Source organism: Curtobacterium flaccumfaciens (assembly GCF_051548005.1).
In the GTDB taxonomy this organism is placed as follows: domain Bacteria; phylum Actinomycetota; class Actinomycetes; order Actinomycetales; family Microbacteriaceae; genus Curtobacterium.
The window spans coordinates 1-25,256 of sequence record NZ_JBPUGH010000031.1; the positions used below are offsets into that span (position 1 = coordinate 1).

Here is a 25,256-nt window from a genome sequence, read left to right on the forward strand (position 1 = left end):
CCTGCGCGCCGACGGCCTGCGGGGCGGCGCCCTGCGGGGCGGCGCCCTGCGGTGCCGCAGCGACGGAGGGAACCGCGACAGCCTGCTGAGGGGCGCCGGCGTCGTGGAGTCGAGCCGTGCCTCCCGGCCGGTCCTGCTGGTCGTCCACCGGGCGGTTCGGGTCGTCGTCATCGTCGTCGACCTCGCCGCGCCGACGGCGCGCACGCTTGCGGATGCTGCGGAAGATGCCGAAACCGAAGATCGCGACGAGGGCGACGGCGGCGACCGCGGTGATCACCGTCTCCCACTGCGCCTGCACGTTGAGTTCGACCGTCGAGGGCTGCGCGATCGTCTGCCCGGTCGGGGTGGTGAGCGTGAGCGTCAGCGACACCTTGCCGTTGGCGACCGACTGCACCGGGACCGTCGTCCGGGTGGAGGAGTCGTTCTGGACCTTCACCTCGATGTCGTTGCGCACGACGCGGAGCGCGGAGTTGGACGGCTGCACGGAGAGCCGGACCGTCACCGGGTAGTCGGAGGCGTTGCGGATCGAGATGGGCAGGGACGACCGGTCGCCGAGGAGCGTCAGGCTGCTCGAGTCCGTGATGGTGACCGAGTCCGTCGTCTTCGCCCACCCCGCCAGCCGGTTGGCGATGGCGGCGTCGAGCTTCTCGTCGTCCGCGCGCCAGGAGTTCGAGGCGAGTGCGAGCAGCTGGAGGCGCGTCGGGGCGGTCAGCGCCGCAGGGTCGTCCAGGGCGGTGGCGAAGTCCGTGACGCCGTCCGCGGCTCGGACGAGCCGCTCGAGGCGGTCGGTGCGGGCATCGCCGTCCGATCCCTTGCCGAGCGACAGAGCGCCGGGCGTCGCCGCGACGGTGGTCGAGAGGTCCGTCGGCGCCGCCCAGGCGGTGCTCTCGAGCGCGTCGAGCGCCTGCGCGAGCCGGGTGGAGTCCGACGGCCAGTCGCGCCCGAGCGTGAGCAGCACCGGGGAGGTCGCCGTCCCGGCGCGCGCGGCACTCGCGAGGGTCGCGGTGAGCTCGGACATCGCGGTGTCCCAGGTGCGCTGGTCCGACGCGGTGGCGGCCTCGCGCAGGAGCGCCGACATCCCCTGGTCGGCGACGAGCACCTTGTCGGACCCGATGCGCTCCGAGGCCGGGATCGTGGTGTCCGCGCCCGCGGAGGTGTTCCCGCTCGCGACGATCGTCGTGGTGTCGCCTGCCGCTCGGAGTGCCGCGAGGTCCCCCTGCGCGACCGTGCCCTCGACGGGCCAGGCGATCCCGTCCATCGAGTAGTCGAAGTCGAGCAGCGAGGACGTCGTGGGGAGGACCGCCGTGCTGTCGGGGTCCGTGCCGTCGGTGGCGGCGGTCGGGTCCGACGTGGGCGTCCCGGTCGCTGTGTCCCCGGCGGTGGTGCCGGCCGAGGGCGTGTCGGAGGGTGCGGTCGCCGACGGGGTCGGGCTCGGGGTGGACGCACCGGGGAAGTTGTCCGGGTCGATGCCCGGGTCGAGCGAGATCGGCGTGAGGATGCCGTCGGCGCCGGCCTGGCGCAGGCCGGTCACGTCGGCGTCGGCCCACGGCAGCGCGAAGGTCTCGTTCCGGATGCCCTCGAGGTCCTGCAGCCACGCGGTGGCGCTCGACGGCGCGTTCTGCCCCAGGGCGCGGATGGACGCGATGATGCGGGGGTCGATGCCGACGGCGACGTTGTGGCCCTCGGCGGCTCGCAGCTGCTGGGTGAGGGTGCCGTCGACCGCCGTCGCCGCCGCGAGTTCGTCGGCACCGACGAACATCGCCTGCGACCCGGGCAGCGTGATCGGCATCGCGACCGAGACGCCGACGGGCGTCGGGGTGGTCTCGGGGTCCGGGTCCCAGGTGATCGCCGACCGGGCGATCGCCGTCGTGTCGCCCGCGGTGTAGACGGCCGCGATGCGTCGGGGACCGAACGAGCCGTAGCCGCCGAGGCCGACGTTGCCGGGCACGATCTTGACCGAGCGGAGCGTCACCGACCGGTGCGCGGGGACCGCCGGGACGTCCACGGAGTCCATCGGAGCGCCCGGGTAACCGGTTGTGCTGGTGTCGCCGAGCCAGTCGGAGAGCTGGTCGCGGGAACTCACGACGCGGGAGATGTCGAGCTCCGCGGTGCCGGCCGGCAGCGCCTGGTCGGTGTCGTTCGTCACCGTCACCGAGAGCTCGAGGTCCTCGTCGCGGTGCACGATCCCGCGGTTCGCCGGGGCGACCGTCACGGTGGTCGAGCCCTCGGCGGAGCCGGACGGGGCTGCGGTCGCGGTCGCCACCGAAGACGGGGAGGTCAGTGCGGTCGCGGACGGGGCCTCGGCGGGCGCGACGACGAGGCCGAGCGCGACGAGGGTCGACGCGGCTGCGGCGAACAGGGTGCGGAAGGGCTGCATACAGGGGTGCCCGGCGGATCGACCCGGACCGTGCACGAGTGTATGAGGCCCGTCCATGAACACCGCCCGTGCGCGCGGAGGGTGTGGAGAACTCGTGGGCGCGATCTGGGAGGATTGGTCCGTCATGCAGTCCGTTGCCCAGGCCGTCGAGCGACTCGACGCACTCGCCGAAACCCTCCCCGTGGCCACCCTCGCCCGGGCGTTCGCCGACGCCGGACACGAGCTCGCCCTCGTCGGCGGTCCGGTGCGCGACGCCTTCCTCGGTCGACCGGTGACCGACCTCGACTTCACGACGGACGCCACCCCGGACGACGTGCTCCGCATCGTCGAGCCGATCGCGAGCGCGACGTGGGACGTCGGGCGCCAGTTCGGGACGATCGCCGCACGGGTGCACGACGAGCAGGTCGAGATCACGACCTACCGCAGCGACGTCTACGACGGCGAGACCCGGAAGCCCGAGGTCGCCTTCGGCGAGACCATCGAGGACGACCTGCTGCGGCGGGACTTCACGGTGAACGCGATGGCGCTGCGCCTCCCCCAGCGCGAGCTGGTCGACGTGCACGGTGGTGTCGAGGACCTCCTCGCCGGACGGCTCCGCACCCCGCAGCAGGCGACGGTCTCGTTCCGCGACGACCCGCTCCGGATGATGCGTGCGGCGCGGTTCACCTCGCAGCTCGGGTTCACGGTGACCGACGACGTCCGCGACGCCATGTCCGAGCTCGCGGACTCGATCGAGATCGTATCCGCCGAGCGGGTGCGCGAGGAACTCGTCAAGCTCCTGAACACGGCCGACCCCGTCCCCGGGCTCCGGCTGCTCGTGGACACCGGGCTCGCCGAGCGGTTCCTGCCGGAGCTGCCGGCGATGCGGCTCGAGATCGACGAGCACCACCACCACAAGGACGTCTACGAGCACTCGCTCACGGTGCTGACGCAGGCGATCGGGTACGAGGCCGAGCGCCACCCCGGGGACGCCCCGGACACCGTGCTCCGGCTCGCCGCACTCCTGCACGACATCGGCAAGCCCGCGACCCGGAAGCTCGAACCCGGCGGCGCGGTGAGCTTCCACCACCACGACCTCGTCGGTTCGAAGCTCGCGAAGAAGCGTCTTCGTGCCCTGCGGTTCGACAACGACACGATCGCGTCCGTGGCCCGGCTTATCGAGCTGCACCTCCGCTTCTTCGGGTACACCGACGGCGCCTGGACCGACTCCGCCGTCCGGCGTTACGTGCGTGATGCCGGTCCGGAGCTCGAGCGGCTCCACGAGCTCACCCGCAGCGACGTGACGACGCGGAACCGCCGGAAGGCCGACCGACTCGGGTTCGCCTACGACGACCTCGAGGCCCGTATCGCCACGCTCGCGGAACAAGAGGAACTCGACTCGATCCGTCCCGACCTCACCGGCGACGACATCATGCGCATCCTCGACATCGCCCCCGGTCGCGCCGTGGGTGAGGCCTACCGCTTCCTGCTCGAGACCCGGATGGACGAGGGGCCGCTCGGCGCCGACGAGGCCGAGGCGCGCCTGCGCGCCTGGTGGGCGGCGCGCGACGCCGACTGAGCGGCCGCACCGAGGGTGCGCCCCGCGCCCGACGCGACGGCCTGGAGGCCCGGTGCGGCTTCCACAGGTGGTGGCGCGCCTCCAGGCGGTCCGGTAGGCTACTCAGGTTGTCTCCGCGCGTCTGCGCGCCGACACATGCATCAACCCTCCTGCTCCGGGAACCGCCCGGAGCCGCCGAGACCAAAGGAGGTGGGTTCCGCATGCACCAGTACGAACTGATGGCGATCCTCGACCCCGAGATCGACGAGCGCACCGTCGCTCCCAGCCTGGACAAGTTCCTGGCCGTGATCCGCAACGACGGTGGCACCGTCGACAACGTGGACGTCTGGGGCCGTCGTCGTCTCGCCTACGAGATCGCGAAGAAGTCCGAGGGCATCTACGCCGTCGTCGACTTCACGTCCTCCCCCGAGGCCGCCAAGGAGCTCGACCGTCAGCTCGGTCTCTCCGAGGCCGTCCTCCGCACGAAGGTCCTCCGCGCCGAGGAGGCGATCGCTCAGGTCGCCGCCCAGAAGCAGCGCGACGAGGCCCGCGCGGCCCGCAAGGCCGCGAACGCGACCGCGAGCGCCGAGTAAGTCATGGCCGGCGAAACCGTCATCACGGTGGTGGGCAACCTCACCGCGGACCCCGAGCTGCGTTACACGCAGAACGGGCTCGCGGTGGCGAACTTCACCATCGCCTCCACCCCTCGCACGTTCGACCGTCAGGCGAACGAGTGGAAGGACGGCGACGCGCTGTTCCTCCGTGCGAGCGTGTGGCGCGAGTTCGCCGAGCACGTGGCGGGCTCGCTGACGAAGGGCTCGCGCGTCATCGCGCAGGGTCGTCTGCGTCAGCGCTCGTACCAGGACCGTGAGGGCCAGCAGCGCACGAGCATCGAGCTCGAGGTCGACGAGATCGGCCCCTCGCTCCGCTACGCGACCGCGCAGGTCACCCGTGCAGCGGGTGGCAACGGCGGCGGTCGTGGCCAGGTCGGCGGGGGCAACGCTCCCGGCGGCAACGGCGGCGGCAGCTGGAACGGCAACAACGGTGGCGGTCAGTCGGACGCACCCTGGTCCCCGCAGGGTGGCCAGCAGGGCGGCGGCAACGCACAGTCGAACGACGTGTGGAGCACGCCCGGCGGCTCGTACGACGACGAGACCCCGTTCTGATCCCTCCGGTCCACCGGACACAACTTCTTCATCTCTAAGGACAAACAATGGCTGGAAAGAGCACCGGCGACCGCCGGAAGCCTCGCGGCAAGGGTGGCAAGAACGCCGCTCCCGCGAAGTCGATCAAGGTCGGCGTCATCGACTACAAGGACGTCGCGACCCTTCGCAAGTTCATCTCGGAGCGTGGCAAGATCCGCGCCCGTCGCATCACCGGCGTCTCCGTCCAGGAGCAGCGCCTCATCGCCCGTGCCGTGAAGAACGCCCGTGAGATGGCGCTCCTCCCCTACGCCGGCTCCGGCCGCTGATCGGAGGACTTCCCATGTCGAAGCTCATCCTCACCCACGAGGTCTCCGGCCTCGGTTCCGCCGGTGACGTCGTCGACGTCAAGAACGGCTACGCCCGCAACTACCTCATCCCCCAGGGCTTCGCCGTCGCGTGGTCCAAGGGCGGCGAGAAGCAGGTCGAGTCCATCCGTGCGGCCCGCGCCGCTCGCGAGCTCGCCACCATCGAAGAGGCCCAGGACCTCAAGATGAAGCTCGAGAACGCGACCATCAAGCTGACCGTCAAGGCCGGCAAGGACGGCCGTCTGTTCGGCTCGGTCCGCCCGGCGGACGTCGCCGACGCGGTCCAGGCGCAGGGCGTCGGCTCGCTGGACAAGCGCAAGGTCGAGGTCCCCGCGACCATCAAGACCGTCGGTGACCACGAGGCCACCGTGCGTCTGCGCGAGGACATCACCGCGGTGATCTCCCTCCAGGTCGTCGCCGCCAAGTAAGGCTGCGAACACCGCTCTCGACGGGCGGGTCTCCTCCGGGAGGCCCGCCCGTCGTCGTACCCGCTGCCGTCGGTTCGCTCTTGGCTGGTTACCGTTCAGGTGGCCGCCGCAGACCTGGAAACCGCTTGAGAAAGTTGTCCTCAGGTTCTCGTTTGTCAACTGGTTTTACACACCCGAAACGGGCAGTTGGAGAACCTTCAATGGGAACTTGAACCCCACTTTTCCACACATGGTGTGGAACGGAAAAGCCCAGTTCAAGCGGTCGAAACTGTGTTCTAGACCCTCGTTGTCCACACCCCTCTCCACAGTTGTCCACACTGCACCCCGGCGTGTTCCGCAGGCTCTCCACAGAGTTATCCACAGGGTGCATTTGTGGGGATAACTTCCCCGCCCATACCGTGGCCCAGCGACTCGGCGATGTCGGTCGCCCGGGGTAGAACTTCGGTGCGGGCAGGGGCCCGAGCCGTACCAACGACAGGAGTCCGTGTGTCGATCGCGCATCTCGATCCTTCCCCCCGCGACGTCGCCGATCGCGGAGGCATGGAACGGACGCCGCCGCACGACCTCCTCGCCGAGCAGTCGACCATCGGTGGCATGCTGCTGTCGAAGGACGCCGTCGCCGATGTCATCGAGACCGCCCGCGGTGTGGACTTCTACATCCCCAAGCACGAGGTGATCTTCGACGCGATCCTCTCGCTGTACTCCCACGGCGAGCCGACCGACGTCATCGCGGTCACGGACGAGCTGACGAAGACCGGCCTGCTCTCCCGGGCCGGCGGTGCCGAGTACCTGCACAGCGTGACGAGCATGGTGCCCACCGCCGCGAACGCCGGGTACTACGCCGCGATCGTCGCCGAGAAGGCCGTGCTCCGGCGCCTCGTCGACGCCGGCACCCGCATCGTGCAGATGGGCTACGCGTCCGAGGGTGAGGTCACCGACCTCGTGAACAGTGCCCAGGCCGAGGTCTACAACGTCGCCGGTGGGGTCCAGACCGAGGACTACGTCCCGCTGACCGACGCCATCGGTGCCGCAATCGACGAGATCGAGGCCGCGAAGGGCCGCGACGGGCAGATGACCGGCGTGCCGACCGGGTTCAGCGGCCTCGACGGGCTGACGAACGGCTTCCACCCCGGACAGCTGATCATCGTCGCCGCCCGACCCGCACTCGGCAAGTCCACCCTCGCGCTCGACCTCTGCCGAGCGGCCGCGCTCAAGCACAACCAGACCGCCGCGTTCTTCTCGCTCGAGATGGGTCGCGCCGAGATCGCGATGCGTCTGCTGTCCGCCGAGTCCAGCGTCCCCCTGCAGAACATGCGCAAGGGCACCGTCGACTCCCGGGACTGGACGACCATCGCGCAGACCCGCGGCCGGATCAACGACGCCCCGTTCTTCATCGACGACTCCCCCAACATGACGCTCGTCGAGATCCGGGCGAAGTGCCGCCGCCTCAAGCAGCAGCACAACCTCAAGCTCGTGGTCATCGACTACCTGCAGCTGATGACGTCCGGCAAGCGCGTGGAGTCCCGCCAGCAAGAGGTCTCGGAGTTCTCGCGCGCCCTCAAGCTCATGGCGAAGGAACTCGGTGTGCCGGTCATCGCGCTGTCGCAGCTGAACCGTGGCCCGGAGCAGCGTGCCGACAAGAAGCCGATGATCTCCGACCTGCGTGAGTCGGGGTCGATCGAGCAGGACGCCGACATGGTGATCCTGCTGCACCGTGAGTCGGCGTACGAGAAGGACAACCCGCGGCAGGGCGAGGCCGACCTCATCGTGGCGAAGCACCGCAACGGGCCGACGGACACGATCACGGTGGCGTTCCACGGGATGTTCTCTCGGTTCGTCGACATGCCGCAGTAGGACGCTTCTGTCGGCGTGCCGAATAGATGGTCTCTCCGCCTAAGAAGTGGTCCCTCCGCGTGCAACGGACCTTCTGTTCGGCGGGCCACTACTCGACGATCGGACCCGCATCATGAGCGCTCAGCCTTTCAAGTCACCCCCGGCCTTGACGCCATTCGTCGGAGCACCCGGCGACTTCGGACTCGGCCCGGAGCCTCCGCGTCGGCGTACGTCGAACCCCTGGGCGGACTTTGAAGCGTGGTGTACCCAGCGGGGGCTGAGCTCGTTGCCCACCTCGGGTCCGGTCGTAGCCAGCTATCTCCTCGATCGATGCCGGGAGGCTGATGACACGGGGGCGCTCGTGCACTCGGCTGCCCGGATTTCGGGCTGGGTTGACATCATCGACGCCAAGCACGTTCAAGCAGGGCTCTCCCGCATCAGGTCGGCTTCGCCGGTCCCTATTGTTCTCTCCCGCGCCAACCGGCACGCAAATCGAGAGCGATCGCGACAACCATTGACCGCGGTGCGGGCGCTGCAAGAGACGCTTCGGGGGATCGACCGCTCGTTCTCGGAGGAAGCGGAGAAGGACCGCGCGCGGGCTCTGATGCTCATCGGCGCGGTCGGCGAATTGTCAGACGCATGTTTGAGGTCTCTGCGTGTCGGGGATGTGCTCGCAGAGCCTGGAGACGGTCTTCGAATCTCGAACTCGTCAGCCGAAGTTGTCTGGATCCCGCTCATCCGGCACGCCGAATTCTGCCCCGCTTGTTCTCTGGTGAGATGGCTGCGCCACGTTGTCGGATCGGAAGCATCGACTTTGACTAAATGGCAAAGCATGCACGTCTGCGTGATCGGTACCGTCTACCCACCCGTCGAGCTGGAGAGGTCTCCTTTGTTCCGTCGATCGGTGACTGGAGAACCCGAGGCACTCACAGTCCCAGAAGTCACGTGGATCATCGACGATGTGCTTCATCGCGCCGGTCAAAGCCGAAATGCCCTAGATGGACTTCGTGACGCGCTGATGATGACTGAGACCATCTCCTCTCTTTGATCATCGTCCGGTCCCGCGCCCCCAGAGCCTTCCGTCCGCGGGCTGACAGCATGCTTGAGCGTCACGTGCCACCGACAGCTCGAGCGAGCCGAAGCAGTCTCGATAGACGATCGGCTATCGGAGCTTCGATGTTTCCGGGTTCGGCGCCACCGGGTACGTTCGCTCTGACGAGAGGAAGCGCTGCCATGAGGGCTGCTTGGTACAACGAGCAAGGCGCCGCGAGCGAGGTCCTGCGCGTCGGGGAACGACCGGACCCGGTTCCCGGGGACGGCGAAGTCCGCGTGCGGGTGACCTTCTCCGGAGTGAACCCCGGAGACACGAAGAAGCGCGAGGGCTGGCTTGGATCAGCGATGCCCTACCCGGAGGTGATCCCGCACAGCGACGGCGCCGGCGTGGTTGACCAGGTCGGCGAGGGCGTCGACGAGGCGCTGATCGGACGTCGCGTCGCCGTGCATGGCGCGCAGTCGTACCGCCAGTTCGGTACCGCCGCCGAGTACGCCGTTGTCCCGGCGGATCTCGTCACCCCGCTGCCCGACACGGTCTCCGACGAAGTGGGGGCGCTGCTCGGGATCCCTGGGATCACCGCGCACCGCGCAGTGTTCGGCGACGGCCCGGTCACCGGGAGGGTCGTCCTCGTGCACGGTGTCCGTGGTGGTGTCGGCGGGATCGCCGCGCAGCTCGCGAAGTGGGGAGGCGCGAGTGTCGTCGGCACGGTCCGCCGATCGTCAGATCTGGGTGCGGCCGGGCTTCCTGACCTGGACCGCGTCATCGCGCTCGACGACGACCCCGAGACCACCGTCCGTCGCATCGCACCCGATGGCGTCGACCGGGTCGTGGAGGTTGCTCTCGACGCGAATGCGGACCTCGACGCGGCCGTGATCGCGAACGACGGGGTGATCGCGACGTACTTCGCTCGTGGAGACCGGGTTTCCTTGCCGTTCCCACCGTTGCTCTTCGCGAACGTGACTGTCCGGTTCCTCGGCAGCGATGACTTCCCGCCCGCGGCGAAGCGCGCAGCGATGGACGACTTGGTCGCAGCCGTGCACGAGGGTGCGCTGCGTCTTCCGGTCGGGGAGGTGTTGCCCCTCGAGCAGATCGCGCAGGCGCACGACGACGTCGATGCAGGCCGCGCCGGCCGTGTCCTGGTCCGGATCGCTCCCTGACTCCCCGGACCTGGCCGCGTTGACAGAGGGGCGTGACCTCCTGCGAGTTCACGCCCTCTGTCCCCGTGCTGGCGGGTCAGCCCCAGGCTGCGGGGGTCGGAGCGTTGGCGGGTGCGGTGAGCTGGCCCATGAGGCCGGCGAAGTCCTCGAGGTGCCAGGTCGCGACGATCTTCCCGTCGCGGACCTGGTGCACGTCCATGGTCCGCATCTCGATGCGCTTGCCGGTGGGCTGGTGTCCCATGAAGGCGCCTTGGTGGGTTCCGGAGACGGTGTTGCGGACGGCGACCTTGTCGCCCTGGACGATGATGTCCTGGTGCTCGACCGTGTAGTCGGGCATCGCCGCGCGGAACAGGGCGATCTGGCCGGCCATGCCGGCAGGGCCTGGCTGCTGCCCGGGGGCGAGGGGCAGGTCGATCCAGTCCTGGGCGAGGACCTCGTCGTAGGTGCTGGTGTCGCCGGTGCGGAACGGCTCGTAGAACTTGCGGACGAGGGTCTCGTTGACGCTGTCATCGATGTCGTGCGTGGTGGTCATCAGGGGTGCCTTTCGGAGTCGGTGGTGCGAGAGGAGTGGGGAGGAGTGCTCCGGGACTGCCAGAGCTGCGCGGCGTCCGCCGTGGGTCAGGCGAGCGCGAGGACGAGTCCTACGACGATCAGGACGACAGCGGTCGCGGCGTGCACGGTGAGTGCCTGGCGGAGTGTCCCGCCGTTGGTGACGACGATGATCGCGTCGCCGATCGGGGTGATCGCCGCGGCGACGAGCGCCCAGCCGAACACCTGAGGGCCTGCGACGAGCAATACCACCAGGGGGACGATGCCCGAGGTGATGTCGCGGACACCCTTGATCGAGGTGAACGCCTGACGGCGATCTTCAGCGACGCCGAAGCCGGCGGTCGCGACTGCTGGTGCGATCAGGAAGCGTCCGCCGATGAACAGGATGAACAGGCATCCGAGGACGGCGACGACGAGGGCTGCAATGACCATGAGGAAGACCTTCGGGGTTCGGTAACGGTGTTATGCAACGACGCTACATCGCCGCCGTGTCGTTGTCTAGCGTCGTTATCTAACAGCGTCGGCTATGGTGGGGACATGGCTCCTCGCCCCGCGCCCGATCTCAATCTGCGCCGTGACCAGATCACCCGAGCTGCGCGCGAGGTCGCGGACCGGGATGGATGGGAGGCGGTCACGATGCGTCGGCTCGGTGCGGAGCTCGGTGCGACCCAGCCGGTGATCTACTCGGCGTTCCCCGGTGGCAGGCAGGCGTTGATCGATGCTGTGGCGCTCGGCGGGTTCGATGCGATCGCGTCTGCGCTTGAGGCAGTGCCGGCCGAGCCGCTGCCGAGGATGCAGGCGTACCTGGCGTTCGCCGCCGAACAGCCGCGCGTCTACGAGGCGATGTTCTCGATGCCGTCAGGCCTGACCTTCGGCACCGGTACCGGACCCGATCCGCTGCATCGAGCGTTTGCTGCGATCCAGGCGGCGTTCCCGGGAGCGGACGGCACCGAGGCTGAGGTTGCATGGGCTACGGTCCACGGACTCGCGACCCTGGAAATCAGCAGGCGGCTACCCACCGTTCGGTCCCGTGCGCGGCTCGAGCGTGCCTACCAAGCCTTGAGCAAGGAATAGTTCACGCGTTGCCGCTGGATCTGTCTGTTGAGCGATCGGCTCACGAGACGCCAACACGAGCCCGCGGCCATACAATCGTCCTGGCTTGCCCTAGCCAGTCACCCGCCCACAGGGCCTGGCCGAGTTTGGGAGAGGGAGGCAGCCCGTTCGAGCCGGGCCAAGTGTGGGCGCGCCACGAGCCGACAACGGGTCCGTTGTCCGATCCATAGGCGGACGCTACTGGTCATCCTCGAGGCAGGCGCAGGGACCTTTCGAGATGTTCATCGCGGTGCGAGCGCTCTGCGGCTGGGACGCCACCGCACGCTCATATTGTGTCGGGATGAGCGAGGTCAGAGCACCCGTGGCCCTTCCGCGTGCCCTTGTCGTGATGTTGTGGGCGCTTGCGGCGCTGTTCAACGTTGTGTTCCTGAGCTTCTTTGCCTTCTACTCAGTGGCCAACGACTGGGCGGTAGAACGTTCCGAAGCGACTGGGGCATTCGAGCCGTCACAATTGCTTCCGCACGACGCGGCGCTGTGGTTGAGTGCCCATGCAGCGCTCGTCCTCCTCGTAGTGCTCGACGCCGTCGCTGTCGCGCTCGCGTTTCGCCTCAATCGGAGGAGCGTCAATCAGACTCAGTAGTCGATCGGCTATCGGACATGGAAGATCCCTGCTCGGCGTAGCCTCGGCCCGTTTTCGCTGCGGGTGCATCAGGGATGTGGATCGCGCTGCCCCTGATCGGGGCTGTGATGTCTACGGCATCGTCCTCGGGATCATCCGCAAACGGAACGGCAAGGAGTGACCGCCCGCCGATCGCCGATCGGACAGGGTGGAGGTCGGAGGCCGCGCACATCGGGGGCTCTGCACTGGTCGGTAACGTCGCCCGGGCCTGTTCAGGAGCGGACGCGGACGATCCATCCCGTGATGGTCCCGTGGTGCGGGCGACGGTCGGACAGGGAGGGCACAGTGTGCTGCTGCCCGCCGTGGACTTCCGGCGCAGAATAGCCGCGGCGCTCTGAGCTCACGAAGCGCACGGAGACCTGGTCGATGCGAATGACGTCACCGCCCAGGTCGCGTCGGGTCGACAGCTCCTCCTCGCTGCGCTCGTGATCGTACGTGTCGCGCTGCAGAGAGACCGTCCTCGGGACTGCGAGGATCAGGTCGATCCAGGGCTGGTCCGATGCGTACAAGGTCCATGTGACGTGATCACCGACGGCGACATCGAATCCGTCTTCGTCGACTTGCCACTCGGTCAACCAGACATCTGTCTCCCCGTCGGCCAGCGCAGGAACCGGATCTTCGGGTGCGACCGTCGGCGTTGGAATCCGCGGAATCGGTGACAGGTTGACCGGCTCCGCTGATACCTCGGCAGGCCATCCGAGGAGTCGCTCCCGCAGGAGCTGCGGCAGCACCACATGATCTCCCGACGGAGGATCGGTTCGAATGGTGGGTGACATTCCGTCAGCGTAGACGCGCGAAGAGTGCTGCGCCGAGGCTCTCGTCTCAGTATCGACGGGGTCGGGATGCCGTTGACGCGTCCCGCTGACCGATGGTCTACCGAGGCATGTTCCTCATGCCCGACGTCCCGAAGAACGTGGCCATCCGGCCGAGCGCGTCGCTGATGACGACTCGGTCGCGTCCGGCGATGAAGTCGTGATCGGCGTCGGGGTACTCGTGGTGCTCGACGGACGTGCCGGCGGCCCGCAGGGCCGCAGCGAGCGCTGCGCCCTCCGGAGCGAGGGTGTCGTCCGCGCCGGTGAGGATCAGCGTCGGCGGCAGCACCCCGGCCAGGGTGTCGTCGAACAGGGGCGACGCGAGCGGTTCGCGGCGCCGTGCGACGTCCGGGAAGTACGCCCACCCGACGAAGCGCTGCACGAGCGGACTGATCGCCGGGCGCCGGATGCTCGAGGTCCGATCCGTCCGGGTGACGTCGATCACCGGGACGACGAGCGCGATCGCCTGCTGTCCGGGGAGGCCCGCGGCGTGGAGTTGCTGGCACACGTCGATCGCCAGCTTCGCCCCCGCGCTGACTCCGGACAGGGCGAGCGCAGCAATGTCCCAGTCCTGGCCCGCGCCGGTCTGCACCCAGCGGGCGACGTCGAGCATCTGCTCCTCGGTCACCGGGCACTGCACCCGAGGCGCCGTGTCGTAGTCGGGCAGGACGACCGTCACGCCCGACTCGACGGCCAGGTGCCGGGCGATGTGGAGGTCCTGCTCCGGGTAGCGGTTCACGAACCCGCCGCCGTGCATGTGCATCACGACCGGGGCACCTGGCGTGCCGACGACGGGCCGTTGCACGAGGACCCGCACCGTGCCGTGCCGAGTGGGAACGCGCTCCGTCGCGGGTGCCGGGAGCCGCTCGACCCCGGCGGTGAGATCGGCCGGCGCGTTGGCCTTGGTCCGGGAACCGAGCTGCGCGAGTGACCAGAACAACGGCTGGAAGGGGCGATCGACCACGCCTCACCGTAACGACCGACGGCGGACACCAGCCCCGGGACCGGGACGCCGACTGAGCACGGTCTGTACACCGGACCCGCTGGTGCGGAGGGCGCACAGGCCCGGCGGTGTGCGGCGACGAGGCCTAGCCTCGCGGTGTGTCGACCTCGACCAGGCGCCTCCTCGGCGCGACCACAGCAGCACTGCTCCTCGGCGCCCTGACCGCCTGCTCCGGGGCCGGCGGCACCGGAGCCAGCGGCACCGCTGCGAGCAGCACCGGCACCGGGAGCACGGGCGTCACCACCGGCAACCCGTCCGCCGACCTGCACGCCGTCCGCCTCACGGTCGCCGACGGCGCCGACGCCGGCAGTGCGGCAGGCCGAGAACTCCGCATCCCGAGCGGCTGGCGAGCCGAGGTGTGGGCCGACGTCCCCGACGCCCGCATGGCAGCCTGGCTCCCCGACGGCAGCATGCTCCTCACGACCGGTGACCGCGGCACCCTGCTCCGCCTCGACCCGCGGAGCGACGGACGGCCCCCGGCGATCGACGAGCTCGCCACCGGACTGGACGACCCCCAGGGCGTCGCCGTGACCGAGCAGGACGGGCAGACCGTCGTCGTCCTCGGCGAGGGCACCCGCATCGTGACCTGGCACTACCGGGACGGCGAGCTGTCGGACCGCTCGGTCCTCGTGGACGACCTGCCGACGGGTGGCCACGGCGGGAAGTTCGTCGCCGTGCACGACGGCGTGGTGGCGTACGACATCGGCTCCGCGTCGAACAGCGACGGCTCGGACCGACGTGTCCACCCGGACCGTGCCGTCATCCGGCAGGTCCGACTCGACGGCAGCGACGACACGCTGCTCGCGACCGGGGTCCGCAACGGCGAGGGCCTCGGCTTCGCCCCGGACGGCACCCTCTTCACCGCGGTGAACCAGGCCGACAACCAGCCCTACCCGTTCCGCGACGACACCGGGCAGTACGGCGAGCGCGTCCAGTCGTACGTCGACGAGCACCCGAACGACCAGGTCACGCGGATCACCGAGGGCACGGAGCTCGGCTGGCCGTTCTGCCAACCGGACTCCCGTGGGAAGCCCGACCTGCTCGACCTCGGGTACGTCGACGACCCCACGAACAACCCGCACGGGAAGTCCCTCGACTGCTCGACCGTCTCCCGCACGATGGTCGGCCTGCCGGCGCACAGCGCACCCATCGGCTTCGTCTTCACCGGCGGCAGCGCGCTCCCGGAGGAGTTCCAGGACGGTGCGCTCATCACGACGCACGGCTCGTGGAACCGCGAGCCCCCGCGGCCTCCGTCCGTCTCGTACAGCACGTGGGACGACGCGACGAACACCCTCGGGCAGCCGCACACGATCGTCGAGGGGTTCCAGGACGCCGGCGGTTCACGCTGGGGGCGGTCCGTGGACGCCGTGCCCGGCCCGGACGGCTCGCTGTACGTGACCGATGACGCAGCCGGACTCGTCTACCGACTCACGCCACCCGCTTGACCGGCGGCCACCGGTCTGCGACCGGGCCCAGCACCGGACTGGAGGCCCGTGGCGGCGCCGCCCCGGGCCTCCAGTCCGGTTCCCGGTCGGCGACCACCTTCCGGCCGCACCCCTGCGGGTGGCCGCTTCCCGCCCTGTACGGCACCTCCCCAGTACCGGCGCGCAGGATGAGCGCACACACAGACGACCGCGAAGGAGCAGCCATGTCGGACACCAGCAACAGCCACCCCGAGGACCTCACCAACGACGAGGACGGCACCCCCAAGACCGGCGGCCTCGGCGACGACGGGACCATCCCGAACCACCCGGAGGGTGTCGCAGCGGGACTCTCCGAGACCGACTCGCACTTCAACCCGGAGGAAGACCCCGAGCACGACTGAGTGAGCCGGGGCGGCGGTAGCCTGCCGGCAGGAGGTACGCATGGCCGCCGACACCCGCACGACCACCGCCGCGTACACGGTGCGCCCACTCGACCCGTCCACGTGGGACGCCTTCGAGGAGCTCTGTTCGGCGAGCACCGGGTACCCGAGCGGGTGCTGGTGCAACGGCATGCACGCGGAGGGACTCACCCGCGACGCCGCAGCCAACCGGGAGCGCAAGCGGACCCGGGTGCTCGCGGGGACGACGCACGCGGCACTCGTGTTCGAGGGAGCGCTGTGCGTCGGCTGGTGCCAGTACGGCCCCGCGGACGAGATCGTGCAGATCAAGAACCGCCGCCGGTACGACCAGACGCAGGACGGCCCGCTGCCCGACTGGCGCATCGGCTGCAACCACGCCCGCGCGGGGTTCCGCCGCCGGGGTGTCGCGACGACGGCGCTGCGTGGCGCGCTCGACCTCATCGCTGCCGCGGGTGGCGGGCGGGTCGAGGGCTACCCCGAGCCGGCGGGCACGGTACCGGCCGGGTTCCTGTTCCACGGGGCGCTGTCGACGTTCGAGCAGGCCGGCTTCACGCGCGACCGGATGATCGGCAAGCACCGCTGGGTCGTGACGAGGACGGTCGAACCGGCTGCGCCGGTGAGCTGAGGCCCCCGGCCGAGCCCCGGGATCAGGGCCGCTCGTCGACGAGCGCGACGAAGCGGCTGCCGATCCCCTCGACCTCGTGACGGAGGAACCCGGCCGGCGGCTCGGGCGCCTGGTACGGGGCGTGGTAGTCGCACATGAGGTGGTCCCAGTCGGGCCACCACTTCTTCGGCCGGGCCGTCTCGGAGTACCCGCAGACGACGCACTCGAGGCGCTGCCACACCTGCTTCTTCCCGGTGCGGTTCGCGCGGGACTGCACGAGCCAGGCGGGCGGCTCCTGCTCGATCGCCGCGAGGTCGTCCTCGCTCAGCCGGGCCGGGATGCCGTGACGGGCCGCCATCTCCAGGGGGATGTCGAGCCGGACGGCGGCCTCACGTCGGGAGAGCATCCGCCAAGGATAGGCCGCCCCCGCCGAGCTCGACGACGCAGCCGGACCCGGAGCGGTGCGAGTGCGGTACTGAGCAGGACCGTCACCGCATCGTGACCCGCGAGGACGTCGCCGGGCGGCCCGGTGTCAGTACGCGACGCGCCCTTCGCGGTCGTGGAACTCCCCCGTCGGCCCGTCCGGACCCAGCAGGGCCAGCGCGACCGTCGCGTCCGTCCCCTCGGTCACCGTCTGGTGCCCGCCGAACCCGTTGAACTCGGTCGCCGTGTAGCCCGGGTCGCTCGCGTTCACCCGGAACCCGGGCAGGTTCTTCGCGTACTGCACGGTCAGCGCGATGAGCGCCGCCTTCGACGCGGCGTAGGGCACGGCCGGCACGGGGTACTCGTCACGGCCGGGGGTCGTCAGCCACCGCGGGAAGCCCACCCCGGACGCGACGTTCACGATGACCGGGTTCGCGGAGGCACGCAGATTCGGCAGCGCCGCCTGGGTCACCCGGACGACGCCGGTCACGTTGGTGTCGAGGACGGACGCCATCGCGGCGGCGTCGAGGTCGTCGACGCCGAACGACGTCCCGAGGACCCCGGCGTTGTTGACGAGGACGTCGAGCTCCGGGAGGTCGCTGACCGCGCGGTCGACGGAGGCCTGGTCGGTGACGTCGAGCTGCACGACGTGCGCGCCGAGCGCTCGGACGTCGTCGGCGCTGGACGGGTCGCGCACGCCGGCGTACACGGTGTGGCCGGCCTCGATGAGACGTCGTGCGGTCTCGAGCCCGAGACTGCGGTTTGCTCCGGTGATGAGTGTGGTGGTCATGCACCCAGCGTGCGCCCGGCACGTGGCGACTCCCAGGCACCGGGTGACGGTGGGACCGGCAGTACCAGGACGGACGGGAGGCACGGGGCGAGGATGGTGGACATGAGCGAGTTCGCGAGTGTGCTGCGTTCCTGGCGCGACCGGGTGCGTCCCGAGGAGGTCGGTCTGCCGGCCGGCCCCGGCCGTCGCACGCCCGGCCTCCGGCGCGAGGAGCTCGCAGCGCTCGCCGGGGTCAGCGTCGACTACGTCGTGCGGCTGGAACAGGGGCGGGCGACGAACCCCTCTGCGCAGCTGCTCGGCGCCCTCGCGACGGCCCTCCGGCTGTCGGAGGCTGAGCGCGACCACCTCTTCCGGATCGCCGGTGTCGCACCGCCGTCGCGACGGGTGGTGCCGCGGCACGTCACACCGGGCGTGCAGCGGATGGTCGACCGGCTCGGGGACGTGCCGCTCGCAGTGTTCACGGCCGCGCACGACATCGTGCTGTGGAACGACCTCTGGGCCGCGGTGAACGGCGACCCCGGTCACTGGACCGGTCTGGAGGGCAACCTCGTGTGGCGGCACTTCACGCACGGGCACGACGGCACCGACTGGGACGACGAGCACCAGGAGGAGTTCTCCAGCGACCTCGTGGCCGACCTCCGCGCCGCCACCGGCCGCTACCCGGCCGACCGCGACCTCGCGGCCCTGGTCGCACGGCTCCGCCGGGAGTCACCGGAGTTCGAGCGGCGCTGGGACACCGGCCGGGTCGCCGAGCACCGGGCGAGCCGGAAGCGCGTGCACACACCGGTCGGGTCGATCGAGGTCGACTGTGACGTGCTGACGGTGCCCGGCGGCGACCTGCGCGTCGTGGTGTACACGACCACGCCCGGCTCCGAGGACGCCGCGAAGCTCGACCTGCTGCGTGTCACCGGCCTGCAGCAGCTCGCCCCGACGGTCGCCGTGGCACCATGAGCGGGTGCCCGGACCCGAACACGACGCCCTGATCGCCGCGGCCGAGGCGGTACCGTGCCCGACGTGGAGCGACCGCGCCCTGCTCGCCTGCCTGCGGAAGCTGCGCGACGGTGGCCCGACCGAGTGGCGGTCGATCACGGTGCACGACGGCTGGCCGCTGCAGGACACCGACGGCTTCTGCGTCGTCTACTCCTGGCCCGGGCTCGGACCGATCGGGCTCCGGGCGGCCCGCGAGGGCAGTCGTGCTGCCCCGGTCTGGGCCGACGGCGTCTACGCCACGCCCTTCTCCGGCGGCGAGCCGACCGCCGAGCAGTTCGGGTGGGAGATCGCCGACTTCGGCATCGCGGAACCGCTCGGGACGATCGCCGACCGGCTCGTCACGGACCGCGACGGCGTCGGCTGGTGGGGCGTCGCGCCGCTCCCCGCCTGAGACGCTCCCGCGCACAGGAGCCCCCGGGATCACGTGATGACGACCTGCGCGTTCACCAGGATCTCGTGGAGGTCGTCGCGCAGCACCTCACGCGAGGGCACGTCGATCTTCACGGTCAACGCGACCCCGGGTCGGGCGAACGCACGGGCGACGGTCGCGGTCCAGGTGCCGTCGGCCTGCCCGGCGATCGACAGGAACTGGGCGGTCCCGCCACCGGCCGTGGGCAGGAGCTGCTCCTCGAGCCCCTCGACCGGAGCGCCGGCTGCTCGGAAGAGCTGCTCGGTGGCGGCACGGTCCCCCATCGTCGGGTCGAGGCCGGTGACGCGCTGCTGCGTGACCGTCGCCACGGCGCCGTCCGACCGCGTGTACTCGGTCGATCCGGCGCTCGGGTCGGAGCGGGTCAGCTCCCAGTCCTTCAGCGAGGACACCGAGACGCCGAACGCGGGGAGCCGGGTGGACGAGAGCTCCGCCCCGTCCTCGAAGGTCAGGCTCTTCGGCTGCGATCCGGCCGCGGTGCCGCCGACCCCGTCGGTCGCGTCCGCTTCGGGAGTCGGTGTCGGGGTGGCGGTCGGCGTCGGTGTGGCTGTGCGCGTCGCTCCGGTCGCGTCGCCCGCGTCGGTGTCGGTGGTGCTGCACCCGGTGAGCGCGAGTGCGCCGACGACGAGTGCCGCGCCGATGGTGGTCGTCCTGGACAGCCTCATGGTGTTCCCCCTGTGGTCCCCGCCGGGCGCCCCTCGCTCCGGCGGCTCGTGACGAGCATACGGATCGGCGCCTGCGCGTCGGCGACGGCCGATGGCAGACGACGGCTGCCGCACGGACGGCCTCCTCCGAAGGATGCAAGTCCCCGAGGTGCGTCCTTCCGCCGGTCGTCCTGGGCGCCGCGCGTTCCTGTGCCTCGTCTCCTCCTCGCCGGGACTCAGATCGATCGGGCTCCGGGCGGCCCGCGAGGGCAGTCGTGCTGCCTCGGTCTGGGCCGACGGCGTCTACGCCGAGCCTTTCTCCGGTGGCGATCGCACCGCCCATCAGTTCTGGTGGGAGATCGCCGACTCCGCGGTCGCCGAGCCGCTGGGTACCCGGGCAGACCACCTGGTCGTGGATCGCGACGGTATCGGCTGGTGGGGCGTCGCCTCGCTTCCGGTCCGACGGCCAGAAGGTTGCGCTGGCCGCATCAGAACGCCTGGCGCAGCGCCCCGAGGGACCGTTGCACGCCGTTGACGCGGTCCGCGTGCGCCAGCGCGGGGTTCCGGTCCGAGCGGGCCAGAGCCGACGCATACGCTTGCACCATGGATCGTCTCGCCGTTCTCGAAGCGCAGGTTGCCGCTGCCTCCAGGTTTCACCGCATTGCACAGCTCGTGTCGCAGCACTCCGACACCGAGGCCGTGCCCCTCATCGCGGAGGAGCTGGGATGCGAACTTGCCACAGCACGGCAGATCTGGAGCACGCCCCTGCGGATGTTCGGCGCTGAGAACACGGCGCGGGCACGGGCCGAGGCCGCCGAGCTGCGCAGCTCAGCGGCCTCGAACGGCTGATCTGGGATCAGTGGAGGAACTTCGCTGACGTTCGCGACACGATCCGGTAACTGTTGCTGTTCCACAGGCCGGTGAAGCTGCCACCGCCCTGCACGTTGAACTTGATGGTCACTTCCAGGTGGTACTGGGTGCCCACCGCGCTGCCCTGCTTCCAGTCAGCCCAATCGATCTGTCGGACCCTGGTGTACCCGGCGTACCCGGCAGCAGAGCAGTTGTTCCAGTCCTTGAGCTTCTGGTCGAAGGGGAACACCTCGTAGAAGGTCTTGCACGTCAGCGTCGTGAACTGAACGGCGGGACCCGACTTCACCTGAAATGATCCAGCGAGCCCCGGCCCCGTATCTCCGTACCAGTGGAGGTCATGCCAGACCCCGATGTTGGCGGTGCCGATGACCTGACAGCCGTTGCTGCCGCAGTAGCCGTACGATGCTGTGTCGTTCAGCTCCCATTGCCAATCGTTGACGTAGATCCCCCGCGGCACGACACGCCCTGGAGCAGTCCCGGAATCGACCTCACCGGAGGGTGCAGGTTCCGGATCAGTGAGCACCGCCCGAGCCTTGGCGATCTGAGCGGCGGACGCATCAGCCGTCGTCAGTAACTCCTCGGCCTGTGCCCTGTTCCCTTGCAGGACGAGGGCACGCGTCGCTTCGGTCAGCGGGTCGCTCTCTGACGTCGTGACGAACGTTGCGCAGGCCCCGGAACGTAGCTCCTCAGCTGAGCACGGCACCGTAGCCGCCGATGCCGGGGCTGCCCCCAGGGCCGTCGTGCCGACGAGCGTGCAGCCAACCAAAGCGCCGACGACCAAGCGTGATCTCCGCGCAGGGTGAAGCTTCATGGACAATCTCCTCCGAATTTCACCGGATGCATTCCGGTTCTCTGAGGGAGCCTGCATCATGCAGCTCATCTCGTCAAACATCGACGAAGTCGGGCGGCTTGTCGGCGCGGCCTGGAACGGGTCGTTCACTGATGCGGAGCATTGGGTCAGCCGGAACTCGTCCTCCAGTGAGTCATCGATGCACGGGACGCAGCATCGCACGGACGGCCTCCTCCGAAGGATGCAAGTCCCCGAGGTGCGTCCTTCCGCCGGTCGTCCAGGGCCGTTGCGATTCCTAGCGTCGGAGGCATGACGAACCACCTCCACTCCGGCGCGGACCGGCCGGGCATCCGGGGCACGATCGCCCGGAACCCCCTCCGCGCGTTCTTCGTCCTCGCCCTCGGCCTGAGCTGGGCCGCGTGGGTGCCGTACATCCTGTCGCCGCACGGCCTCGGGGTGTGGGACATCCACTTCCCCGAGTTCCTCGGCACCGCGCAGTTCACGGGCGTCCTGCCCGGCGCACTCCTCGGGCCGCTCGGCAGCGCCTTCCTCGTGACGGCGGTCACCGACGGTCGCCCGGGGCTCCGCCGCTGGGTCGGCCGGCTGTGGCGCTGGCGGGTGTCGTGGCGTTGGTACGCGCTGGCGCTCGTCGGGGTGCCCGCGATCATCGTGGTGTCCGGGCTGCCGCTGTCCGGCGGGCAGGTGCAGGCCCCGAGCGTCACGGCGCTGCTCATGCTCGTCCCCGGACTCGTCGTGCAGGTCTTCACGACGGGGCTGTCGGAGGAGCCCGGCTGGCGTGACTTCGCCCTCCCCCGGCTCCAGGACCGCTTCGGTCCCCTCGGCGCCGCCGCCGTCCTCGGTCCGCTGTGGGCGCTCTGGCACATGCCGCTCTACCTCAGCGACTGGGGCGGCTGGCCGGATGCGCACTGGACCGAGCCGCTCGTGTTCGCTGCCTTCACGATCACCTTCAACGTGGTGATGATCTGGGCCTTCAACCGCACCGGTGAGAGCCTGCCGCTGGTGCTGCTCCTGCACGTCGGCGTGAACAACACGATCTCGACGCTCTGGGCCGACATGTACCCGGGCATGACCGCCGGCACGATGATGGTCGGGCTCGCCGTGATCTCGACCGTGGCCGCCGCGGTGCTGCTCGTCGTCACGCACGGCCGGCTCGGGTACGTCCGTCCGGGCGCGACCGCTCTGCCGACGTCGTCCGCCCCGGTCCTCGTAGGATCGAACGATGGCACGCGCTGACGCACGCACCGACCTCGTCGTCGCGGCGGGGACGGCGATCGTGTCCGTCGGGCTCCTCAGCGGCCTGCCGAGTCTCGACGCCCTCGACCGGCTCGACGAGAGCGGGTCGCTCGGGTCGTCGGCAGCGGTCGCCTCAGGGACGCCGCCGGTCGGCAGCGCCGCCTGGACGAACCTGCTGATCTCGCTGCTCGTCGCGTCCGCGCTCCTGCTGTTCGCGCGCCGTTGGCCCCGGACGACCGCGCTCGGCACCGCGATCGTGGCGGCCGCCGCAGCGTCGACCCCGAGCGGTGCCTACAGTCTCGTCCTGCTGCCCGTCGCGGTCGCGGTCGTCCTGCTCGGCTCCCGCGAGCCCCTCGCCCGCACCTGGCCCGCCCTGGTCGGCACCGCGGCGCTGGTCACGGCGGGGACGGCGATCAACGACCTCGTCCTGTCCGGCGGTGCCCGCTCCCAGCCGGCCGAGCACCTCGTCACCTCCCTCGGGGCCGGTGTCCTGCAGGCCGTCGGTGCCGTCGGGCTCTCGCTCCTCGTCGCCCTGCTCATCCGCTCCCGGCGCGACGTCCGTGCCGCCCGCACGGCTGAGGCGACCGCGGTCGACCGGGAGCAGGACGCCCGCGTCGAGGCGGCGATCGGCCGGGAGCGCGCCGCGATGGCCCGGGAGCTCCACGACATCGCCGCGCACCACCTGTCCGGGATCGCCCTGATGTCGGCGGCGATCGACCGGCAGATCGACACCGACCCGGACCGCGCCCACGAGGGCGTCCGCCAGGTCCGCGAGCAGAGCACCGCCGTCCTCGAGGACCTCCGCCGCCTGGTCGGGCTCCTCCGCGAGGACGGTCCCGCCGAACGCGCGGTCGAGACGATCGCGGGCATCGTGGACCTGGTCGAGCGGTCGCGTGTGCGGATGCCGGTCGAGCTCGAGGTGCTCGCGTCCGACGAGCACCCCCTCGCTGACGGCATCGGGCCCCTCGCGCAGCTCGCCGCCTACCGCGCCGTGCAGGAGTCACTCGCGAACGCGGTGCTGCACGCTCCGGGAGCACCGTGCACGGTGACGATCGACGACCGCGCTGCGGAGCAGCTCGTCGTCCGCGTCGCGAACGGTGCGCCGACGCTGCCCACCGCCGGCGGGGCCGCCGCCGGCGGCAACGGACTGCGCGGCATGCGTGAGCGGGCGGACCTGGTCGGGGCGCGCCTCCAGGCCGGTCCGCAGGAGGGTGGCGGATGGCTCGTGGAGCTGACGCTCGGCCGGGAGGCACCGCTCGCGTCCGCCACGGAGGTGCAGCCGTGATCCGGGTCCTGGTGGCGGACGACCAGCCGCTCGTCCGCGCCGGCGTCTCGGCCCTCCTCGACGCGGAACCGGACATCGAGGTGGTCGCGGTCGCGGCCGACGGCGGCGAGGCGCTCGAGGCCGCTCGACGGACCCGGCCGGACGTCGCGTGCCTCGACATCCGGATGCCGGTGCGCAACGGCATCGAGGTGGCCCGGGAGCTCTGCGCTCCCGGGGCCGACCCGGCGGTCGCGGTGCTCGTGCTCACGACCTTCGACCTCGACGACTACGTCTTCGGCGCCCTCGAGGCCGGCGCCTCCGGGTTCCTGCTCAAGGACGCCGAGCCCGACGTCATCACCGGGGCGGTCCGACAGGTGGCGGCGGGGAACGGCACGCTCGACCAGGCCCTCACCCGGCGGGTGCTCCGCGAGTTCGTGTCGCGCCGCAGTCTCCAGCCGGTGACGGGCGACCGGGCCGACGGGGTGCTCACCGCCCGCGAGCGGGACGTGCTCCTGCTCCTGGCGCAGGGGATGTCGAACGAGGACATCGCGGCCGCGCTCGTCGTCGAGGTCTCGACGGTGAAGTCGCACCTGGCGCGGATGCTCCCGAAGCTCGGTGTCCGGTCGCGGTTGCAGGCCGTCGTGTGGGCGTACCAGAACCGCGTCGTCTCGGTACCCGAGTCGTAGCGCGCGGTGGCCCGAACGGGGTCGTGGCGCGCTCGCGTGCCACCTGCCTACCATGGGCGCCACCAGGGGCCGGAGGCGCAGGGGCGCCGCCGGGGAGAGGCACGACCATGCCCGTTCGCACCACGCCGTGGACCGCCGCGGCCACCGCACTCGTCGCGCTCGCAGCGCTGACCGTCCCGGCAGCGCCCGCGGCCGCCACCACGTCGACGTCGGGCGCGGCCTGCCCGTCCGGCACGCTGAGCGTCCGGACGCTGCAGTCGGGTTGCACCACGTCCGGCGGGACCGTCCGGCTGTCCGACGGCCGCACGTTCGCGGTCCCGGCACGCGGCGAGTCCGTCGTCGCGCTGAGCGTCGCCGTGCCGGGGGCCGCGGAGGCACCCGAGGTGGTCGTCACGAACACCGGGCGGAACGGGGTCGCCGTCCGGCTCGGCGAGTCGTGGGAAGGGGCACCGTCGGCCGTCCGGCAGCAGCGCACCAGCGGCAGCGCGACGACGTCGGCGACGACCACGGCCGCGGCGTCGACGAAGTGCACGAGCACGGCGAACACGCGGAACTCGTACCGGTGGTCGGGCACGGTGCGGTGGTACCACAACGCCACCGGCGCGCCGACCTCCGCCCAGGCGGCGTTGCAACGGGCCGCGAACGCCTGGACGGGCACCATCTCGTCGTGCAGCAGGAC

The 25,256-nt window shown here is 70.5% G+C and carries 29 protein-coding genes; 20 read left to right on the plus strand and 9 right to left on the minus strand.

Annotation, left to right across the window (positions count from 1 at the left end):
- Positions 1 to 2,377, minus strand: a 2,377-nt coding sequence (locus ACSW7Y_RS05975) for a DUF6049 family protein (RefSeq protein WP_438125411.1), incomplete at its 3' end; no start/stop codon positions are given.
- A gap of 124 nt (positions 2,378 to 2,501) precedes the next feature.
- Between ACSW7Y_RS05975 and ACSW7Y_RS05980 the strand changes: the two genes are divergently transcribed.
- The 8 genes from ACSW7Y_RS05980 to ACSW7Y_RS06015 all read left to right on the plus strand — a co-directional run bounded on the left by ACSW7Y_RS05980 (position 2,502) and on the right by ACSW7Y_RS06015 (position 9,896).
- On the plus strand, positions 2,502 to 3,935 hold the full coding sequence (locus ACSW7Y_RS05980) for a CCA tRNA nucleotidyltransferase (protein ID WP_438125412.1): 1,434 nt from the start codon (positions 2,502 to 2,504) through the stop codon (positions 3,933 to 3,935).
- 200 nt (positions 3,936 to 4,135) lie between these two features.
- The gene (gene rpsF, locus ACSW7Y_RS05985; RefSeq protein WP_058724526.1) at positions 4,136 to 4,507 is read left to right on the plus strand and encodes a 30S ribosomal protein S6; all 372 of its coding nucleotides are present in this window, start codon (positions 4,136 to 4,138) and stop codon (positions 4,505 to 4,507) included.
- A 3-nt stretch (positions 4,508 to 4,510) separates the two neighbouring features.
- Positions 4,511 to 5,080: a single-stranded DNA-binding protein gene (locus tag ACSW7Y_RS05990; protein WP_438125413.1), complete on the plus strand. Its 570-nt coding sequence runs from the start codon at positions 4,511 to 4,513 to the stop codon at positions 5,078 to 5,080.
- 47 nt (positions 5,081 to 5,127) lie between these two features.
- A complete protein-coding gene (gene rpsR, locus ACSW7Y_RS05995; protein ID WP_017887834.1) occupies positions 5,128 to 5,385 on the plus strand; it encodes a 30S ribosomal protein S18 in 258 nt (85 codons plus the stop codon).
- 14 nt (positions 5,386 to 5,399) lie between these two features.
- Positions 5,400 to 5,852 carry a 50S ribosomal protein L9 gene (rplI, locus tag ACSW7Y_RS06000; RefSeq protein WP_058728351.1) on the plus strand — a complete coding sequence of 151 codons (453 nt, stop codon included), beginning with the start codon at positions 5,400 to 5,402 and terminating at the stop codon, positions 5,850 to 5,852.
- 540 nt (positions 5,853 to 6,392) lie between these two features.
- Positions 6,393 to 7,706, plus strand: coding sequence for a replicative DNA helicase (gene dnaB / locus ACSW7Y_RS06005; RefSeq protein ID WP_152998015.1), 1,314 nt, complete (start codon positions 6,393 to 6,395; stop codon positions 7,704 to 7,706).
- A gap of 502 nt (positions 7,707 to 8,208) precedes the next feature.
- On the plus strand, positions 8,209 to 8,733 hold the full coding sequence (locus ACSW7Y_RS06010) for a hypothetical protein (RefSeq protein WP_438125414.1): 525 nt from the start codon (positions 8,209 to 8,211) through the stop codon (positions 8,731 to 8,733).
- Positions 8,730 to 9,896: an NADPH:quinone reductase gene (locus ACSW7Y_RS06015; protein WP_438125415.1), complete on the plus strand. Its 1,167-nt coding sequence runs from the start codon at positions 8,730 to 8,732 to the stop codon at positions 9,894 to 9,896. Before ACSW7Y_RS06010 ends, ACSW7Y_RS06015 begins: the two co-directional genes overlap by 4 nt.
- 76 nt (positions 9,897 to 9,972) lie before the next feature.
- Here ACSW7Y_RS06015 and ACSW7Y_RS06020 read toward each other — a convergent pair whose 3' ends face one another.
- Both ACSW7Y_RS06020 and ACSW7Y_RS06025 read right to left on the minus strand, forming a co-directional pair.
- Positions 9,973 to 10,428, minus strand: a complete 456-nt coding sequence (locus ACSW7Y_RS06020; RefSeq protein ID WP_438125416.1) for an ester cyclase — start codon at positions 10,426 to 10,428, stop codon at positions 9,973 to 9,975.
- Between the two features lie 86 nt (positions 10,429 to 10,514).
- The gene (locus ACSW7Y_RS06025) at positions 10,515 to 10,877 is read right to left on the minus strand and encodes a DUF4267 domain-containing protein (protein WP_438125417.1); all 363 of its coding nucleotides are present in this window, start codon (positions 10,875 to 10,877) and stop codon (positions 10,515 to 10,517) included.
- Positions 10,878 to 10,982: 105 nt separating this feature from the next.
- Here ACSW7Y_RS06025 and ACSW7Y_RS06030 point away from each other — a divergent pair, with 105 nt between their 5' ends.
- Positions 10,983 to 11,519, plus strand: a complete 537-nt coding sequence (locus ACSW7Y_RS06030) for a TetR/AcrR family transcriptional regulator (RefSeq protein ID WP_438125418.1) — start codon at positions 10,983 to 10,985, stop codon at positions 11,517 to 11,519.
- Positions 11,520 to 11,838: 319 nt separating this feature from the next.
- Positions 11,839 to 12,138 (plus strand): hypothetical protein, encoded by a 300-nt coding sequence (locus ACSW7Y_RS06035; RefSeq protein WP_438125419.1) that lies wholly within the window; start codon positions 11,839 to 11,841, stop codon positions 12,136 to 12,138.
- Positions 12,139 to 12,389: 251 nt separating this feature from the next.
- On the opposite strand, the gene ACSW7Y_RS06040 is transcribed toward ACSW7Y_RS06035, so the two are convergent.
- Together ACSW7Y_RS06040 and ACSW7Y_RS06045 are read right to left on the minus strand one after the other, a co-directional pair.
- Complete coding sequence (locus ACSW7Y_RS06040) at positions 12,390 to 12,953, minus strand: DUF6578 domain-containing protein (RefSeq protein WP_438125420.1); 564 nt, start codon at positions 12,951 to 12,953, stop codon at positions 12,390 to 12,392.
- Between the two features lie 97 nt (positions 12,954 to 13,050).
- Positions 13,051 to 13,953: an alpha/beta hydrolase gene (locus tag ACSW7Y_RS06045; RefSeq protein ID WP_438125421.1), complete on the minus strand. Its 903-nt coding sequence runs from the start codon at positions 13,951 to 13,953 to the stop codon at positions 13,051 to 13,053.
- 137 nt (positions 13,954 to 14,090) lie between these two features.
- Here ACSW7Y_RS06045 and ACSW7Y_RS06050 point away from each other — a divergent pair, with 137 nt between their 5' ends.
- The 3 genes from ACSW7Y_RS06050 (at position 14,091) to ACSW7Y_RS06060 (ending at position 16,460) form a co-directional block, all read left to right on the plus strand.
- Positions 14,091 to 15,437: a PQQ-dependent sugar dehydrogenase gene (locus tag ACSW7Y_RS06050; protein WP_438125422.1), complete on the plus strand. Its 1,347-nt coding sequence runs from the start codon at positions 14,091 to 14,093 to the stop codon at positions 15,435 to 15,437.
- A 203-nt stretch (positions 15,438 to 15,640) separates the two neighbouring features.
- The gene (locus ACSW7Y_RS06055) at positions 15,641 to 15,817 is read left to right on the plus strand and encodes a hypothetical protein (protein ID WP_438125423.1); all 177 of its coding nucleotides are present in this window, start codon (positions 15,641 to 15,643) and stop codon (positions 15,815 to 15,817) included.
- Positions 15,818 to 15,857: 40 nt separating this feature from the next.
- Complete coding sequence (locus ACSW7Y_RS06060) at positions 15,858 to 16,460, plus strand: GNAT family N-acetyltransferase (protein WP_438125424.1); 603 nt, start codon at positions 15,858 to 15,860, stop codon at positions 16,458 to 16,460.
- Positions 16,461 to 16,482: 22 nt separating this feature from the next.
- On the opposite strand, the gene ACSW7Y_RS06065 is transcribed toward ACSW7Y_RS06060, so the two are convergent.
- Entirely contained in the window at positions 16,483 to 16,845 is a 363-nt protein-coding gene (locus tag ACSW7Y_RS06065; protein WP_438125425.1) for a hypothetical protein, read from the minus strand.
- A 126-nt stretch (positions 16,846 to 16,971) separates the two neighbouring features.
- Positions 16,972 to 17,652 (minus strand): SDR family NAD(P)-dependent oxidoreductase, encoded by a 681-nt coding sequence (locus tag ACSW7Y_RS06070; RefSeq protein WP_438125426.1) that lies wholly within the window; start codon positions 17,650 to 17,652, stop codon positions 16,972 to 16,974.
- Between the two features lie 102 nt (positions 17,653 to 17,754).
- On the opposite strand from ACSW7Y_RS06070, the gene ACSW7Y_RS06075 reads away from it, so the two are divergent.
- Both ACSW7Y_RS06075 and ACSW7Y_RS06080 read left to right on the plus strand, forming a co-directional pair.
- The gene (locus ACSW7Y_RS06075; protein WP_438125427.1) at positions 17,755 to 18,603 is read left to right on the plus strand and encodes a helix-turn-helix domain-containing protein; all 849 of its coding nucleotides are present in this window, start codon (positions 17,755 to 17,757) and stop codon (positions 18,601 to 18,603) included.
- 4 nt (positions 18,604 to 18,607) lie between these two features.
- The gene (locus ACSW7Y_RS06080; protein ID WP_438125428.1) at positions 18,608 to 19,033 is read left to right on the plus strand and encodes a hypothetical protein; all 426 of its coding nucleotides are present in this window, start codon (positions 18,608 to 18,610) and stop codon (positions 19,031 to 19,033) included.
- A gap of 29 nt (positions 19,034 to 19,062) precedes the next feature.
- Here the strand turns inward: ACSW7Y_RS06080 and ACSW7Y_RS06085 are convergent, their stop codons facing one another.
- A complete protein-coding gene (locus tag ACSW7Y_RS06085) occupies positions 19,063 to 19,734 on the minus strand; it encodes a hypothetical protein (protein ID WP_438125429.1) in 672 nt (223 codons plus the stop codon).
- A gap of 582 nt (positions 19,735 to 20,316) precedes the next feature.
- Between ACSW7Y_RS06085 and ACSW7Y_RS06090 the strand changes: the two genes are divergently transcribed.
- The gene (locus ACSW7Y_RS06090) at positions 20,317 to 20,562 is read left to right on the plus strand and encodes a hypothetical protein (RefSeq protein WP_438125430.1); all 246 of its coding nucleotides are present in this window, start codon (positions 20,317 to 20,319) and stop codon (positions 20,560 to 20,562) included.
- Positions 20,563 to 20,569: 7 nt separating this feature from the next.
- Here ACSW7Y_RS06090 and ACSW7Y_RS06095 read toward each other — a convergent pair whose 3' ends face one another.
- Entirely contained in the window at positions 20,570 to 21,523 is a 954-nt protein-coding gene (locus ACSW7Y_RS06095; RefSeq protein ID WP_438125431.1) for a hypothetical protein, read from the minus strand.
- 159 nt (positions 21,524 to 21,682) lie between these two features.
- Here ACSW7Y_RS06095 and ACSW7Y_RS06100 point away from each other — a divergent pair, with 159 nt between their 5' ends.
- The 4 genes from ACSW7Y_RS06100 to ACSW7Y_RS06115 form a co-directional block, all read left to right on the plus strand.
- Positions 21,683 to 22,627, plus strand: coding sequence for a CPBP family glutamic-type intramembrane protease (locus tag ACSW7Y_RS06100; RefSeq protein WP_438125432.1), 945 nt, complete (start codon positions 21,683 to 21,685; stop codon positions 22,625 to 22,627).
- Positions 22,614 to 23,912, plus strand: coding sequence for a sensor histidine kinase (locus ACSW7Y_RS06105; protein ID WP_438125433.1), 1,299 nt, complete (start codon positions 22,614 to 22,616; stop codon positions 23,910 to 23,912). The genes ACSW7Y_RS06100 and ACSW7Y_RS06105 overlap by 14 nt, the downstream gene beginning before the upstream one ends.
- Entirely contained in the window at positions 23,909 to 24,577 is a 669-nt protein-coding gene (locus ACSW7Y_RS06110; RefSeq protein WP_438125434.1) for a response regulator, read from the plus strand. The genes ACSW7Y_RS06105 and ACSW7Y_RS06110 overlap by 4 nt, the downstream gene beginning before the upstream one ends.
- Before the next feature lie 107 nt (positions 24,578 to 24,684).
- The coding region (locus ACSW7Y_RS06115) for a hypothetical protein (RefSeq protein ID WP_438125435.1) at positions 24,685 to 25,256 on the plus strand (572 nt) is incomplete at its 3' end.

Coding starts and splice junctions, on each gene's coding strand:
- ACSW7Y_RS06055 (WP_438125423.1), top strand. CDS start 15,641: ATGTCGGACACCAGCAACAGCCACCCCGAGGACCTCACCAACGACGAG.
- rpsF (WP_058724526.1), top strand. CDS start 4,136: ATGCACCAGTACGAACTGATGGCGATCCTCGACCCCGAGATCGACGAG.
- ACSW7Y_RS06040 (WP_438125420.1), bottom strand. CDS start 12,953: ATGTCACCCACCATTCGAACCGATCCTCCGTCGGGAGATCATGTGGTG.
- ACSW7Y_RS06070 (WP_438125426.1), bottom strand. CDS start 17,652: ATGACCACCACACTCATCACCGGAGCAAACCGCAGTCTCGGGCTCGAG.
- ACSW7Y_RS06020 (WP_438125416.1), bottom strand. CDS start 10,428: ATGACCACCACGCACGACATCGATGACAGCGTCAACGAGACCCTCGTC.
- ACSW7Y_RS05990 (WP_438125413.1), top strand. CDS start 4,511: ATGGCCGGCGAAACCGTCATCACGGTGGTGGGCAACCTCACCGCGGAC.
- ACSW7Y_RS06060 (WP_438125424.1), top strand. CDS start 15,858: ATGGCCGCCGACACCCGCACGACCACCGCCGCGTACACGGTGCGCCCA.
- dnaB (WP_152998015.1), top strand. CDS start 6,393: ATGGAACGGACGCCGCCGCACGACCTCCTCGCCGAGCAGTCGACCATC.
- ACSW7Y_RS06025 (WP_438125417.1), bottom strand. CDS start 10,877: ATGGTCATTGCAGCCCTCGTCGTCGCCGTCCTCGGATGCCTGTTCATC.
- ACSW7Y_RS05980 (WP_438125412.1), top strand. CDS start 2,502: ATGCAGTCCGTTGCCCAGGCCGTCGAGCGACTCGACGCACTCGCCGAA.
- ACSW7Y_RS06030 (WP_438125418.1), top strand. CDS start 10,983: ATGGCTCCTCGCCCCGCGCCCGATCTCAATCTGCGCCGTGACCAGATC.
- ACSW7Y_RS06085 (WP_438125429.1), bottom strand. CDS start 19,734: ATGAGGCTGTCCAGGACGACCACCATCGGCGCGGCACTCGTCGTCGGC.
- ACSW7Y_RS06065 (WP_438125425.1), bottom strand. CDS start 16,845: ATGCTCTCCCGACGTGAGGCCGCCGTCCGGCTCGACATCCCCCTGGAG.
- rplI (WP_058728351.1), top strand. CDS start 5,400: ATGTCGAAGCTCATCCTCACCCACGAGGTCTCCGGCCTCGGTTCCGCC.
- ACSW7Y_RS06075 (WP_438125427.1), top strand. CDS start 17,755: ATGAGCGAGTTCGCGAGTGTGCTGCGTTCCTGGCGCGACCGGGTGCGT.
- ACSW7Y_RS06105 (WP_438125433.1), top strand. CDS start 22,614: ATGGCACGCGCTGACGCACGCACCGACCTCGTCGTCGCGGCGGGGACG.
- ACSW7Y_RS06100 (WP_438125432.1), top strand. CDS start 21,683: ATGACGAACCACCTCCACTCCGGCGCGGACCGGCCGGGCATCCGGGGC.
- ACSW7Y_RS06035 (WP_438125419.1), top strand. CDS start 11,839: ATGAGCGAGGTCAGAGCACCCGTGGCCCTTCCGCGTGCCCTTGTCGTG.
- rpsR (WP_017887834.1), top strand. CDS start 5,128: ATGGCTGGAAAGAGCACCGGCGACCGCCGGAAGCCTCGCGGCAAGGGT.
- ACSW7Y_RS06090 (WP_438125430.1), top strand. CDS start 20,317: ATGGATCGTCTCGCCGTTCTCGAAGCGCAGGTTGCCGCTGCCTCCAGG.